Source organism: Aquabacter sp. DMC10, assembly GCF_056314145.1.
This window is the reverse complement of record NZ_JBQUYX010000006.1, coordinates 87,989-102,374: the sequence shown is the minus strand read 5'-3', so window position 1 is coordinate 102,374 and position 14,386 is coordinate 87,989. Positions and strand designations below refer to the sequence as shown.

The window sequence follows — 14,386 nt, the reverse complement described above, 5'->3', positions numbered from 1 at the left end:
TTTCCCTTGGCGCCTAGTGCGGTGTCACGAGGATCTCGACCCGCCGGTTGCTCTGGCGGCCTTCCGGCGTGTCATTGGACGCGACAGGGTCCGCTGCCCCCCGTCCCGTGGCTGTGATGGGCGGGCGCGGGGTCACGGTCAGGTCGGACCCCAGAACGTCCGCCACCCTCTGCGCGCGCGCCGTAGACAAAGCCAGATTGTCCGGGAAGGCGACCGACCGGATGGGCACGTTGTCGGTGAAGCCGACAATTTCCGCAGAGCGCATCACGGGGCCAATGGCGTCAGCCACATGCTTCAGCACGTCGGGAAAGGGTGCCCGCAGCGTGGTGCTGGCGGACGCGAAGACTTCGCCGCGCGTGCGAATCACCACTTTGCCGTCCCGCTCCGTCACGGTCACGACACCCGCCTTCTGATCCGCCGCCAGGGCGTTGGAGATGATCTGGAAGGGCGTCAGCGTGGGCACGGCGGCGGGCTTGGGCGGCGCTGGCGGCGCCGGTGTTGCCGCAGGCACCACCGGGGCGGGAGCGGGCGGGGGATCCTGGGGCTTTGTCGCCGCGGGCCGGAGAATGGGCGGCGGGTCCACCAGCAGGCCTTCCACTTGATGGGCGACGAGCCCTGCTTCCCGCCTCAAGGTGATGGACATGACCAGGAACAGGATCGCCAGCGCGCCCATCGTGCCGAGTGCCCCGAGCCAATAGACCATGAGGTCCCTGGGCTTGTTGCGTCCCATGTCCAGTCCGCGCCAGGCGGGCGAGAGGTCCGGCTTGATGGAGCCGCGCACGGAACGCAGGAACTGGAACAGGTCGTCCTGGATGCGGGAAAGCTCGCCCGGCCCGTTGGAGGCCAGCCTGTATTTGCCCTCGAAGCCGAACTCGATGCAGAAGAAATAAAACTCGACTTCGCGCACGGCCGTGTGCGGCGCCGTCATCATCTGCTGGAGCAGCGAGAAAAAGCGCTCGCCGCCCCAGGTTTCCTGGAAATAGGCCGAGATGAGCGTCTTTGAGGTCCAGTCGCTGTCCTTGGCCCAGGGGGTCTGGAGGATGGTGTCGTCGGCAGTGGCCGCCAGGGCATAAAGGATCAGCTGGACATGCTGGTGCGACAGGCCCTGGGCCGCCGCCCGCGTCTCGAAGACGTGCAACTCCTCCAGCATCTGCGCATGCACGGCGCGCACGTCGACGAATTGCTCACCCTTCAGGTGGACCAGCATCTCGAAGATGGGAACCGCCAGGGCGAGGCCTGGATTGTCCCGATAGATGTCGGCCGCCGCCTGAATGGCTTCCGGCCGGCGCTCGCGGCCGAGGGAAAGGGTGGTCGCCTTCGGCGCGGCGCGCGTCCGCCGCACGGCAGCGGGCGCCACGAAGGATGGAGGCGACTGGCGCAGAGACCCGGGACCTGCCGAAGGGGCGGCACCTGCCGGGCCGGTGGGGCGGGGCAGGGGAATGCCTGACTGCTCAGACCCCGCCGATTCCCGCCCTTGCCCCCGGCGCGCGGCGGCGGCGGGCGAGAAAATGGTGGTCTCCTCGCCTTCCGGGGCTTGTGCGCCCGTTGTCATGCCCGTTTAGCCCCCGCAAATGATGCAGGTTTGGCGGCAAGGTGTTGCATCTGCATGACGATGCTGCCGGAGAGGAAGGCCTCGGCGCTCACCGGCGGATCGCCCACAATTCCAGCGTGGCGTCGGGGAAGTCGCCCGCCAGGTGAACGGCGATGCCTCCGGTGGTGGCCATGTGCCGCCAGAGGGGGCTGTCCGCCTCCAGTTCAAAATAGACCGCGCCCGCATGATAGGGGATCTGGCGCGGCGCGACGGCCAGCGGCTGGACGCGGATGCCCGGGAGCTGGACATTGACCAATTCCCGGATCTGCTCCACCGGCCCGATCTTCACCAGGGCGGGAAGCGACCGGCGAATGGTCTCTCCCGGAAGGCTGGCCTTCACGACCAGCACGAACACTGCACTGGCCACAAGGCTGCGGTCGGGAATGGTGCCCACGCGGATGCCATAGCGCCGATCCTCCAGCGGGATCTGAATGGCGCTTTGCTCCAACACCGTGCTGAGCGAGCGGCGCAAGTCGGTGAGCACCGCGGCAAACGGGGTTTCAAGGTCATCGTGCCGGTAGGCGGGAAAGTCCATGGGCCGCTTGTGGACGACGGTGAAGGTGGACAGTTCGCCCGCCAGCGCAAGTAACGCGCAGAAGAGCCGTTCCGGGTGGAGCGTCTTCAGGCTGGCAAGGTGGATCAGCACGGGCTCGGCCCGGTTGATCATCTGGAGCATGAGAAAATCGGCGATCTCAGCGACCGCATGGGAGCTGGAGCCGGTCACCCGCGGCGCCAACGCCTGGCCGCGATGATGCAGCATGGCGGTCACTTCAGAGAGGGCGCCGCTCAGCACCTTGGAGACCGAGGCGTTGAGGCACGGGGGAATATAGTCGGGATCAAGGATGATGCGGTGATCGGCCGTGACTTCCGCGATGCGCGCGATGCCGAGGCACTGGAAGCCAGCCCGATCCTCGTGCTCAAGCATCAGGCTGAGCCGCAGCCGGGCGGTCCGCACCTGCGCCACCGCCTGGGAACCGGCGATGGCGTCAATGACCTCCTGGTCCTCGGCCCGGAAGCGCGCGGTGGATTGAATGTGCGCGCCCATGTCCACTTCGGGCGCCCCCCGCAGGACCAAGGGCACGCACAGATAGACAATGCTGTTGGTCAGGGCGACGGGCGGGACCAAGGGGGCCGGGTGGGGATCGTCCTCGGGCACGCAGAACGGCGTCCCATCCTCGAAGACGCCGTCGCAGCGATCCAGCGCCAGCTTGCCGAGGCCGAGCAGATCCCGGTTGAGGGCGAGGCTGCGCAGGCCCCAGGCATAGGGGGACATGGCTTCGGTGCGCTGGCGCACCAGGCGCTCCACGAACCGGTCCTGCTGCTGGAAATGCTGGGCCTTGAGGAACATGCCCTCGGACCACACGACCTTGCTGTGGTTGCTCATGGCGCGATGTCTCCCTCGGCCGTGCGGTCGGTTTCGATGGCGCGCGAGGCGCTCTTTGCCAGAGGGGGAACGCCCGCGCGGCTGAGGCGTGCCGCGATGGCCAGGGAAAGGCTGTCCAGGGTGAGGGCGGTCCAGCCGGTATCTCCGGCCGATAGCCGGGCCAGGACGGCCTCGGTCGATCCCCGGAACAGCTCCGACCCTTCCTCGTCCGAGGCGAGGGCGATGCGACCCAGCGCCTCGATCAGGACAAGCGTGAGCCCGCGCGCGTCATCCGGGGGGGAGGACGGCGAGGACGGGAGCGGAAGGGAAGGAGGCGGAGCGCGCAGGGCCGGCAGGTCCGCATCCCAGTCGTCCGGGATGAGATGGGGCGAGACAGAGCTTTGAACGAAGGCCTGCCGCTCCGCAGGCACATGATCGTCCGGCGTCACCTGCGCCACCGGGCGCGGCGTGGCGGGTTCAGGGGGAGCAGACTGACGCAGCCAGGGCGGCGGCTCCGCGGCGCGCGGCGCGAAGGGAAAGGCGTTGGGGATGGGCAGGACGGGGCCTGCCCCAAGTCCAGGACCCGGGGCAGGTCCAGGGGCAGGTCCAGGGGAAGGTCCAGGGGAAGCGCTTGGCCCTGCACCGGGCGGCAGCCCCTCTGCGGGGCCGCTGTTGCTGGCGGGAAAACCCTTGCGGGGCGGCAGCACGGCCCGCAGGGGATCACGGCCCGGTTCACGGATTTCGCCCAGCGCCACCGCCACCTCGATGCCGGCCAGATGCAGAATATCCCCATCGCTCAGCAAGGCGGAATTGCCCCGTCCCAGCGGGCGTTCCGCATCATTGATGACAAGCCCGTTCACCGAGGTGTCGATGACCGTGAACAGGCCGTCGGTGGCCATGATCGTGCAATGATGGCGGGAGATGAGGCGGGCGGGATCCTCGATGACCCAGTCATTGTCGCTGTCGCGCCCGATGCGCAGCCGACCATTCTCCAGGCTCCGGGTGCGGTCGTCGGGCGCCAGATCGGACGGTCCGACCACGGTCAGGGTGAGCACCGGCCTCATGGCACCGCCCCCCTCTCGATCAGTCCGCTGCCGCCATTGGCAATGTCGAACCCCATGGCAAGGGCGGTCTCGTGCCGGTGGGAGATCTCGCTCGCCGGACCCGGGACGCAGCTCAAGATCACCGAGGCGCCGACCGCGCTGCCGGTGAGCGCATCGCCGGGGGGAATGACGAGAGCGGTCTCGGGCGGGGCAAGGCTGCCCCCGGACCAGTAGGCGCCGAGCGCCGCATAGGCGCCGGCGGTGGAGAAATCCAGGGCTTTCGCTGGAGCATAGGTCGCCCGGCGCTGGGCATCGCCAGGTTCGTACACCCAGGCTTCCGCGACCGCCCAGCAGGCCTCGTCCTCCGGCAGGGGCGCAGGCGCGGGGAACCGCCGCGCCACGGCGCACGCCCACCAGACCGCTTCGCGGCGCGGCAGCGCCACCGCCAGATAGCGGATGGCGGTGACCTGCTCGCCCGCCGTTATGAGGACGGCAAAGAGGTCCCGGACGGCCCGCTTCGGCACGAACAGGGGCTGCACGTCGGAGTCGGGCGGCAGGATGGCGGCCAGCTGCTCCGCGGTTGCGAAGCGCAGTTTGGGAAGTTGGGTGGCAAGCTGGCCCAGATCCATGGCCGGTCCTAGTTCAAGGTGACCAGGCCGCCCTGGACCTGGACTGTGCCGTCGCCATTGACTTTCACCATGGGCGCACCGAGCTGGATCTTGCCATCGGCGGAAATGGTGATCTGGGTGGCCTTGAGCGTCATGCCGCTCTGGTTGATGGTCAGCGAGTTGCCCCCGACCTTCAGCGTGATGGACTGGGCCGCCTTCAAGGTGATGGACCCGCTATCGCATGTGGTGGTGGCATTGCCCTTGGACAGCGTGAGAGTGTCATTGCCCTGGGACACGGTGACCGACCGGTTGCCCTTGGACACCGTGACGCTCTCATTGCCCTCCTGGACCGTCTCGGTCCGATTGTTCTTGATGGTCAGCGTCTGGTCATGGCGGACCGTGAGCGCGTCATCATTCTCCACCTCCCGGGTGAAGTCCTTCTGGGCGTGCATATAGACCAGCTCGGCGCCCTTTTTGTCCTCGAAGCGCAGCTCGTTGAAGGTCGTGGCACTGCCCTGGCTGGAGGAGCGAGTCTTGATGCCGCTCTGGGTCTTATTGTCCGGCAGTGTGTAGGGTGGCAGATTCTGCCCATTGGGAACGCAGCCAACGATCAATGGCCGATCGGGGTCGCCGTCCAGAAAGACAACCACCACCTCCATGCCCACCCGTGGGATGAAATGGGTGCCGAAGCCCGAGCCCGATAGCGTCTGGGCGACCCGCACCCAGCAGGAGCTCTGGTCGTCCTTCTTTCCGAGGCGATCCCAGAAAAACTGAACCCGGACGCGGCCGTATTTATCGCAATAGATCTCTTCGCCCGACGGGCCCACCACAAGCGCGGTCTGGGGTCCGGGAATGAGAGGACGCGGGGGCAAGGTGGGCGGACGCAAGGCCACGCTGGAGGGGACCGCCGAAAAGGCGTTGGAATAGGAGGTGACGGCCTCCTGATTGCCCAGGTGGCTGAGGTCTTCCGCTCGGTGGTCCACTGCGCTCAGCACATAGGTCTTGTTTTCCTCGGCGGCCACCTCATGGTCGGACAAGGTGAAGCGGATGCCGGCGGCGAACTGGGGCAAGGTGGATCGGCCCTGGGCCTCGCTATAGCCAGCCTCGATCGCTTCCATGCGGGTGCGGGACAAGGATGTGCCGTCGCCCTTCTGGTCGTAGCCGCCGGGATAATCGAACACTTCCCAGCTCTTGAAGGCGGCGTTGTCGAGCACCGTGCTGGTGGTGGCCGTCAGGTCGGTGGAGGGCTGCTCGAAATTATAGTCGCGCAAGGTCGCTTTGCCGGAGCGGAAAGACGAGCGGACCTGGAAGGACTGCACCGCAAGGGTGAGGCCGCTTTCCGGGGGCGCGTGCTGCACCTTGGTGGCGAGCACGTCGCCATAGCCGGAGACGCTGTCGGACAGGACCAAGGTGTGCTTGCCTGCGGCGTGCGAGAAATAGAAGTAGATGCCCTCTTCTGCGCAGATGCGGGCAAGAAAATCGAAGTCACTCTCCCGATACTGCACGCAATAGTCCCGCGCCGGATGGCTGCCGGACAGACCCTTGGTCTGGTAGTCGGAAATCCCGCCGTCGGCGAGCAGGGTCTGTGCGATCTGGACCACACTCTGGTGCTGGAACACGCGACAATCCACCGTCCGCGTGAGCAACCAGAGTTTTGGTGAAAGCACGACCTCATAGCGGCGCAGCCCGTCCACGGTGCGTGCCCCGGCGCTGAAGGCGGTGACGATGCCATTGATGAGGCGGGGCGCCGCCTTCGGAAGGTTCAGGCTGACGGTCACCGGCTTGCCGAGCAATTGCGCAGCGGTAATCCCGGCATTGGTCGAAACCAGGGACAATGTGAACCGGAACAGCTCAGACACGCCCTCGCGCCCCTCCATGGCTGTCGCCAGAAGAACGTCGCCGCCGAGCGGGGTGGTCAGCGTGATCAGGCGTCCGGTCTGGACCGGAGGGGTCTCGGAACTCATGGCGTCGGCAAACCTTCAAGCCGTATTTAGGCGGGTCATGAAACAAACGTATGACGAATGGCGCCGTAGTGACCTACCGGCGCGGGTTGGCGCGCGCTCCGCGCTGAGAACGCCATTCGCCCCGCCCCCGGCTGTGCCGTGGGGCACACGAGGGCAGGGCAAACGCGAGTCAAAAAGGACACCCGTGCAGATCAGGCCGACTTGGTGGTGGCCAGATCGTAGGAGACGGTAACCGGGGTGCCGGCCTTGTTGTCGTCGCCATAAGGCGTGAACTTGAACTCGAGCTTCGTGAAGGAGATGGAGATGGACTCCGTCGGGCGGTCGCCGGAGGTGGAGACCGAGTAGGACGAGATCAGCGCATTGGTGAGCGTGTAGGTGACATAGGTCACGCCGGGGCTGCCGGTGCTGACCAGGTCGATCTTGACCACCTTGCCCGAATTGCCCGTGCAGGCCTCGGTGAACAGCTTCGGCGAGGCCGCATCGAACATCTTGACGATGGACACTTCGCTCACCGACGGCTCGGAAGACTCACGGTTGCTGGTGGAGCCCGACGGCGTGGCAATGGCGCGGCCCACGCCCCAAGACAAGGACAGGACGTCAATCCACTTCGGGTGATCCGAATGGGTCGCCTCGCCCGCAATATAGCCGTTGTCATAATTGAGGTAGATGGCCATGGGTCATGCTCCAGGTTCGGCGGCCCCCGCCAATCGGGGCGCCGCTTATGGGGGGATTGCGGAAGGCGGGATCAGATCTTTCGTTTGCCGACCAGGGCCGTCTGCGCGGCCTTTGTCTTTTCTTTATCTTTTTTCTTCTGTTCCTCGGCCTTGATCTTTTCTTGCTCTTTGGCGAGCTTGAGCTTCTGGCTTAGCGCGTCCTTGTTGTCCTTGAAGGACTTTTCCGCCCGCTTGAGCTCTTCCTTGTAGAGGGCGCTATTCTCATTCTTGAGACTGATGGCCTTCTCGTTGATCTCCCTGACGACCAAATTCAGGAATTTCTTATACACGCCCCAAGTGATGGTGCCCCTGGCGATTTCTGCCAGATCCACATAAGCAACGACAGTGGCCGCGAAAGCGTACATGGTGGACGTTTCGGCAATACTGGCGCTGCCCGTCATCTTGGTGTCTTTCGGCCAACGAAGGCGATAACTTGCCACCCCGCCCACGTCCTGGACCAGGGCGTTCATCTTGTCCTTGTTCGTCGCGATGCCGAATATTTTCGTATACAGATATACGAAGTCCAGTTTGGGATCAGTGAGCGCGGAGACGGCGCCGTAGCTGATTTCAATGTCCTGCCCACGCGCGCTCTGGGCGTGCACCTGGGAGATGATGACCGTGCACGCCAGTACCGCCTTCATCGCTTCCTCGAACCCGCTTTCGGCGGGGCTTGGGAAGATCGCCTGGATGTCCTGCATCGTTGCGCGTTTCAACTGATCCACGTAATTCTTGGACGCCGTGGTGATCGGGGACCATGAAAAGTTCGCGGACGAACCAAGGCCCTCCATCTTCAGCTTATTCGCGGCGGCAGACAGGTCATTCTGGACCTGGAAGGTCTTCAGGCGGCTGCCTTGAAGGGTGGGAAAATCTGACACTGCCCTTTGAATGGCATCGTTCTGGCTCTTCATTGTCTCGCGCAAGCGTTCCAGATTCGCCTGCTGCGCCTTCACCACGAACCGGCCTCGATCGAGCTGGGTGTCCTCCACGCCCGCCTTGTTGGCCATCTCCTGAAAGTCCGTCCGGGCCCGTTCAAAGTTGGCCTGCGCCTGCTTGATCCGATCCGGTATCTGCGCGAGCGCGGCGGTCCTCTGGTAATCCTCGCGACGCTGAACCACCGCGCGCATCTGACCTTCAATGGCATTGATGTAGGGTTCGCTTCCATTCAAGGCGCGAAGCTCATCCATCAGGCGGACTTTGTGCTTGATGTCCTTAATGAAGTAATAGGACAGGATCAGGAGGGCGCATATGTTCTCGTCGTGACTCGAGATTTCGGCGCTTTTCTTCAGGGTTCCGAATTTCTGCGGATCGATGCCCTTGCCGGCCGCTTGCGTCTTGAATTTCTCAATGCTGTCCGAAAGAGCGAGGGCAACGCTCATGGACAAAAACTCGTCCACCAGCTTTCGGAACTGCTTCAGCTTGCCGGCGACAGACTTGGCGAAATTGTCCAGGGTTTTCTTGTCCTGGTTCAGCGTTTTCTCGAACTCGGCGCCCACCAGACGGGCCGCGTCCTTGACCTTGCCGTTGGAGGCGCCACGATTGCTGAAGCTGGCGACCAGCTGGTTGGCGGTCTGGGGATTCTGACTCATGGCCAGCCAGCGGTTCGTGTCGCGGCCGGCGAATTCCCTCAGAAACTCAGCGTCATCAGCGAGGACCTTGAGTTCGGTCTTTTCATTATCCTGCTTGCTCTGCTTCACCATCGTATAAAAGAAGGTCGCGTTTATGCCTGTGGAGTACCACTGGCTCGCAATATTGTCCTTCGCCTTATCCTTGTCGTAAGCGCCCGCATTAATCAGGGTCTGCATCTGTGACGATGCCTGGTTGGCGAGACCCTGGGCGGCTTGTCCACCCAGATCATTCTGGATAGTGTTGCCTTTATACGTTCCGCTCGTCTTTTGGCCGAAGGAATAGCCGTAGACACCGCCGCCCATTTCGTTGAACGGGTTGAGGCCACCCGTGCCTTTCTGGGCGGATTGCACGTCGTTATTGGTGCTGCGCAGGGCCTGCGTCTGGTTCGCCGCCATTCCGCCCAGGCAGCTTGTGGTGGCCGAAACAATGCCACCCTTCACCACCGTGGAGAGGATGTTGCCGACCAGAGGGACCGACTGCAACCCCGTCACGAGCAGGACGTCCAGAACCGCCACCGCCCAGTGATTGGGCGCCTGGAGGTCGGCCTTCATCTTGGTGGTCAGAGAATCGGTGGCGGATTTGATTGCGTTTGTATTTTCCAGGAAGTCGAGGGTTGCCTTAAGGGAGTTATCATAGGCGACCTGCGATTGAAGTGCTTCGCGCACATTGTCGATGGCGTCCGAAAGCGACTTCACCGACGACCCATAGACGAACCTGTCTGCGTCGGTGAGCAGCGTGCGGTTCTCAGCCTTGGTGAACAGTTCCGCCAGAACCACCGCCAACGCGATGACCTCGGCCTGGTCCACCTTCCCCTTCATGGGGGTGTAGCCGGAAATAAGCTGCGGAGCAGGGCTGGAGGTCGCCGTTTCGGTGAAGATGTCACGCGCTTTCTTGCTGATGGCGTCATGCACCATCGTCAAATAGGCGGCGAGCTCATAAGATTTGACGGTGGCCATCCCCGATGCCTTTCGTCTGCCTGCGCGTTAGTGCCAACTGTGCCCGCACCGAAAAATAAAACGAAAGATAAGTGCCAATAGGCCCTTACAACCGACGGCCAGAAGTTCAGCGGACGTATCGCCGAATTCATGAGATACGTCGTGTCGAGTGGTATCCTGGTTGGATGACACTCAAATAACGCGCTCACTGCCGGTCCGCTCTTTTGTAAGAGCTATTCCCTGGCAGCGATAATGCATGTGGGACCGCTCGTGCAGGCGCACCTTCCAGGCAAGGTCCAGCGGCGGTCCGGCCGGCGCAAGCGGGCAGGGGGCCGGAGCGAAGGCCGACTCGACGAGACCCGGCAGATCCCCGTCCTCCTGCCAGGCAGCAGGCGGGGTGGCGTGGGGGGACCAGTCGAAGGGCGTGGCGAGGATCAGCCCGCCCTCATCTGCCAGAACCCGGCTTGCCTCGCGCACCGCGCCGCTGGGGGAGCTGACGCAATCCACCAGGTTGAGGGAAATGGCGAGGCCGAAAGCCCGGTCCGCGAAGGGCAGGTTCAAGGCGTCGGCGACCCAGAAGTCGACGTGGCCGCCGCCGTCCAGGTCCGCAGGCAGCGCCTTCTGGTCGTAGCGGTTGCCGTTGCGCCGATGAGGATAGCGCGCCAGTCCGTCATCGATCACGCCGCGACCGATTTTCAGCAGCGGCCAGTTGAGATCAATGCCGAGCACCAGCGTGCCTGTCTTGTCCGCGAGGTCGAAGCTGGTGCGGCCAGCGGCGCAGCCGATGTCGAGCGCCGGCCCCCGCGGCGATGGCAGCAGCGCCATAAGCTGGCTGGCGACACGCCGCACGCCGCCCGGGGGGGCGTCCTCATGGGCGGAGGCGGGGTCCAAGTCGCCATAATGGTCGTAACCATAGCTCGCCGCCTGCTGGCGGATCACCGCGTAGGATGAATCCGGGCCGACGGCCCGGGCGACCAGATCCGCGACGCCGGCGTGATCCACATCGCACTGCAGAACCAGATGCAGGTTCGCGGTGAGCCATGCGGCCACGTCCGCCACCAGGATCGGCGCGCCCTGGAGAATGGGATAGGCCGCACCGCAGGCCGGCGCGGGGCAGGCCAAAAGCCCGGTGCGCACATCGCCATCCGCAATGCGCGGGTCGATGAGCGTCAATGGATGAGCCTCACCGCGCGCCCCGCAGGCGGGGCAGATCGGCGTCAAGGCTTGGAAATGCTTCAGGCGCATGGGTCAGCCGCCGATGAGTACGGTGGGGCATCCCGGCGGCAGCACGGAGCCCTCTGGGCTGGGGATCGGCGCCACACAGCTGGCATGCAAAGTGGGATCGCCAACCCGGGCGGCGGGGAGATTGCCGATGAGCACCGTCGCGGAGCCCTTCAGGATCATCCCCGGGCCGGCCGGCACGCAGCCGCCGAGCATGCAGGGCACCGTGGTGTCGGTCATGCGCGCTGCAGGCATCTTGCCGATAAGCACCGTCGGAAGGCCCTTTACGATGGCCAGGGGCACCGCGGCATGCGGCATGGGCACGGGAGGTGGCGGCGGTATCGCCACGAACGGCACATGTATGGGCGCATGGCAGTGGGGCGCGGTCTGGAGCACCTTGTCGCCGAGGCGGGCTGCGGGAGGCATGGATGTTTCAACCGATGGCGTAGGTGAAGCCATCCGGGCCGAGACCCACATGGATGGTGCCGATGGCCTCTCCGTTTGCCATGCGCTCCAGAACACCCGAGGAGAGCTCCGGCAGAAGGGTGCGCGACAGGATGTTCTCGATGTTGCGCGCGCCCGATGCGCTTTCCGTGCATCGCTCGGCGATCGCCTGGACCAGTTCGGGCGCGAATGTGAAGGCCGCCCCATAGGCGTCCTTCACACGCTTGCCGATGCGGCCCAGCTGCAGGACCACGATCTTGCGGATCACAGCTTCGCTCAGAGGCAGGTAGGGCACCAGGGTGACGCGCCCCAGGAAGGCGGCCTTGTAGTGCTTGCTCAATTCCGGGCGCAGCGCCTCGGCGAGCACGGCCGGCTCGGGAATGGTGAGCGGGTCGGCGCACAGACGGGCGATCTGATCGGACGCAGCGTTGGAGGTCATCAGAATGATGGTGTTCTTGAAGTCCACATCCCGGCCTTCGCCGTCCTTCATGTGGCCCTTGTCGAACACCTGGAAGAACACGTCCTGGACGCCGGGATGGGCCTTTTCCATCTCGTCCAGCAGAATCACGGAATAAGGCCGGCGGCGGACGGCCTCGGTGAGGATGCCGCCTTCCCCGTAGCCCACATAGCCGGGTGGGCTGCCCATGAGCAGGCTGACCTTATGTTCCTCCTTGAACTCCGACATGTTGATGGTGGTGAGATTCTGGGAGCCGCCATAGAGCAGCTCGGCCAGCGTCAGCGCCGTTTCGGTCTTGCCGACGCCGGAGGGGCCGACCATCAGGAACACGCCCAGCGGCTTGCGTGGATCGGTCAGGCCCGCGCGTGACGTGCGGATCGCCTGGGCGACAGCGGCGATGGCATGGGACTGGCCAACGATCCGCTCCTCCATGCGCTCCTGCAGCGCCAGGACGGTGTGGATTTCATCGGAGCGCATGCGGCCGGCGGGAATGCCGGTCCAGTTCTGGACCACTTCGGCAATGGCCTGGCCGTCCACCAGCGGATGCACCAGCGGCTCCTCGCCCTGAAGAGCGGCGAGTGCGGCGCTTGCGGTGGTAAATTCTTCCGCCAGCCCCTCGGGCACTGGGTCTTCCGGCGTTCCGGCCTCGATCTCCTTGCGCAGGCCGGAGAGCTGCTCCACCAGGGTGCGCTCCTCCTCCCATCGATTGGCGAGGACGTCCCGCTCCGCCGACACGCGGCTGCGCTCTTCTTCCAGCGCGGCCTGGCGCGCGCCATGATCGCGCCCGGTGGCGCTCTCGCGCGCCAGCAGCGCCAGTTCATCGCCGATGAGATCCAGCCTGCGGGCGCGGTCTTCAACGGCGGCGGGAATGGTGGTCTGGCTCACCGCCACGCGGGCGCAGGCGGTGTCGAGCAGGGAGACGCCCTTGTCCGGCAGCTGGCGAGCGGGAATGTAGCGGGCGGACAGCCGCACCGCCTCGGTCACCGCCTCATCCAGAATGCGCACCTTGTGATAGCGCTCCAGGGTCGGCACGAGCCCGCGCAGCATGGCCGCCGCCACCGGCTCGCTCGGCTCGTCCACCTTCACCACCTGGAAGCGTCGCACCAGTGCGGCGTCCTTCTCGAAATACTTCTTGTACTCGGCCCAGGTCGTGGCCGCGATGGTGCGCAGCTCACCGCGCGCCAAGGCTGGCTTCAGCAGATTGGCCGCGTCGCCCTGGCCTGCCGCGCCGCCGGCGCCGATCAGGGTATGGGCCTCATCGATGAACAGGATCACGGGATTGGGGCTGGCCTTGACCGCATCGATGACCGAGCGCAGGCGGGCCTCGAACTCGCCTTTCACGCCGGCACCCGCCTGGAGCAGGCCGAGATCGAGGGTGCGCAGCGTCACATTGCGCAGGGCAGGGGGCACGTCGCCCGAGGCAATGCGCAGCGCAAAGCCTTCCACCACAGCGGTCTTGCCGACGCCGGCTTCGCCGGTGAGGATGGGATTGTTCTGCCGGCGGCGGATCAGAATGTCGACGATCTGACGGATCTCTTCATCGCGCCCCAGAATGGTGTCGATGCGCCCTTCGCGCGCCTGAGCGGTCAGGTCGACGGTAAACCGGGCCAGCGGGTCGCCACCGCCTTGAGCGCCGCCCCCCGGGCCTGCGCCGAATTCGTCCCCGCCGATGACCGCGGCAGGGGTGGTGTTGGTCTCGCGAGAATCGGTGGTGAGAGGGAAGAAGTCCCGCTTGAGCGTGTCTGGGGAAAGCGTTCGCAGGGCCGGCGCCATGTCGCCGGCGCGCAGGGCCAGACGCTCGTCGCCAAGCAGGGCCAGGAGAAGATGGCCGGTGCGGATCTGCGTCTGCCCGGCATCGATGGAAGCCAGGAACCAGGCATTTTTAACAAGGTCCACCACATCCGGGGAGAGGCCGGGGGGACGTCCATTTCCGGCGCGCAGGCGGTCCAGGGCGCGGGAGAGATCGAGAGAGAGACGGCCCATGTCGATGCCGGAGCGGGAGAGCATGAGCGCCACGTCCGAACGCTCCTCCTCCACCAGCTTCATGAGCCAGTGCTCCAGCTCCACATTGTAGTGGGTGCGCATGAGGGCAAAGCCTGCCGCCGCCTCCAGTGCCGTGCGGCCGAGCGGATCGAGCCGAGCCATCAAAGCCTTGAGATCGACGGACGCCATGCTTACCCCCCCGCAGTTCGGCGGTGTGCCCACCGAGGGGGACGGAAACGCTTCCCCCGCTACCGACCTTAGTGGCATTGCGCGAGAGCAATGTGTCGGCGGCGATAGGGGAGGAAAACGTTGAAGCGAAAGGGGTTTTAGGCCGTTGCGGCGGGGTGTGTCGCGCCGATGTCATAGATGGCGTGGTTTAAGCGCGGTCACGCCTTCACACCGGGCACGGGATTTCGGCGCCGTTCGCCCTGCCGAATC

General features: G+C 65.0%; 10 protein-coding genes. All 10 read right to left on the bottom strand.

All coding sequences use genetic code 11. The features are described 5' to 3' along the window. Positions 1-13: 13 nt before the first annotated feature. The 10 genes from icmH to tssH all read right to left on the bottom strand — a co-directional run bounded on the left by icmH (position 14) and on the right by tssH (position 14,137). Positions 14-1,552 (bottom strand): type IVB secretion system protein IcmH/DotU, encoded by a 1,539-nt coding sequence (gene icmH, locus ACT54L_RS16790; RefSeq protein WP_476086788.1) that lies wholly within the window; start codon positions 1,550-1,552, stop codon positions 14-16. Positions 1,553-1,640: 88 nt separating this feature from the next. Then, positions 1,641-2,975, bottom strand: a complete 1,335-nt coding sequence (gene tssK, locus ACT54L_RS16785; RefSeq protein ID WP_476086787.1) for a type VI secretion system baseplate subunit TssK — start codon at positions 2,973-2,975, stop codon at positions 1,641-1,643. Beyond that, positions 2,972-4,018 carry an FHA domain-containing protein gene (locus ACT54L_RS16780; RefSeq protein ID WP_476086786.1) on the bottom strand — a complete coding sequence of 349 codons (1,047 nt, stop codon included), beginning with the start codon at positions 4,016-4,018 and terminating at the stop codon, positions 2,972-2,974. Before ACT54L_RS16780 ends, tssK begins: the two co-directional genes overlap by 4 nt. Next, positions 4,015-4,626 (bottom strand): DUF6931 family protein, encoded by a 612-nt coding sequence (locus ACT54L_RS16775; RefSeq protein WP_476086785.1) that lies wholly within the window; start codon positions 4,624-4,626, stop codon positions 4,015-4,017. The genes ACT54L_RS16780 and ACT54L_RS16775 overlap by 4 nt, the downstream gene beginning before the upstream one ends. A gap of 8 nt (positions 4,627-4,634) precedes the next feature. Continuing rightward, the gene (locus ACT54L_RS16770; RefSeq protein ID WP_476086784.1) at positions 4,635-6,569 is read right to left on the bottom strand and encodes a type VI secretion system Vgr family protein; all 1,935 of its coding nucleotides are present in this window, start codon (positions 6,567-6,569) and stop codon (positions 4,635-4,637) included. Positions 6,570-6,760: 191 nt separating this feature from the next. Next, the gene (locus ACT54L_RS16765) at positions 6,761-7,243 is read right to left on the bottom strand and encodes an Hcp family type VI secretion system effector (RefSeq protein ID WP_476086783.1); all 483 of its coding nucleotides are present in this window, start codon (positions 7,241-7,243) and stop codon (positions 6,761-6,763) included. A gap of 71 nt (positions 7,244-7,314) precedes the next feature. Next, positions 7,315-9,864, bottom strand: coding sequence for a hypothetical protein (locus ACT54L_RS16760; protein WP_476086782.1), 2,550 nt, complete (start codon positions 9,862-9,864; stop codon positions 7,315-7,317). Positions 9,865-10,035: 171 nt separating this feature from the next. Further along, on the bottom strand, positions 10,036-11,016 hold the full coding sequence (locus tag ACT54L_RS16755) for a methyltransferase domain-containing protein (RefSeq protein WP_476086781.1): 981 nt from the start codon (positions 11,014-11,016) through the stop codon (positions 10,036-10,038). A 75-nt stretch (positions 11,017-11,091) separates the two neighbouring features. Further along, on the bottom strand, positions 11,092-11,490 hold the full coding sequence (locus tag ACT54L_RS16750) for a PAAR domain-containing protein (RefSeq protein WP_476086780.1): 399 nt from the start codon (positions 11,488-11,490) through the stop codon (positions 11,092-11,094). A 7-nt stretch (positions 11,491-11,497) separates the two neighbouring features. Beyond that, positions 11,498-14,137, bottom strand: a complete 2,640-nt coding sequence (tssH, locus tag ACT54L_RS16745) for a type VI secretion system ATPase TssH (RefSeq protein ID WP_476086779.1) — start codon at positions 14,135-14,137, stop codon at positions 11,498-11,500. Positions 14,138-14,386 lie beyond the last annotated feature (249 nt).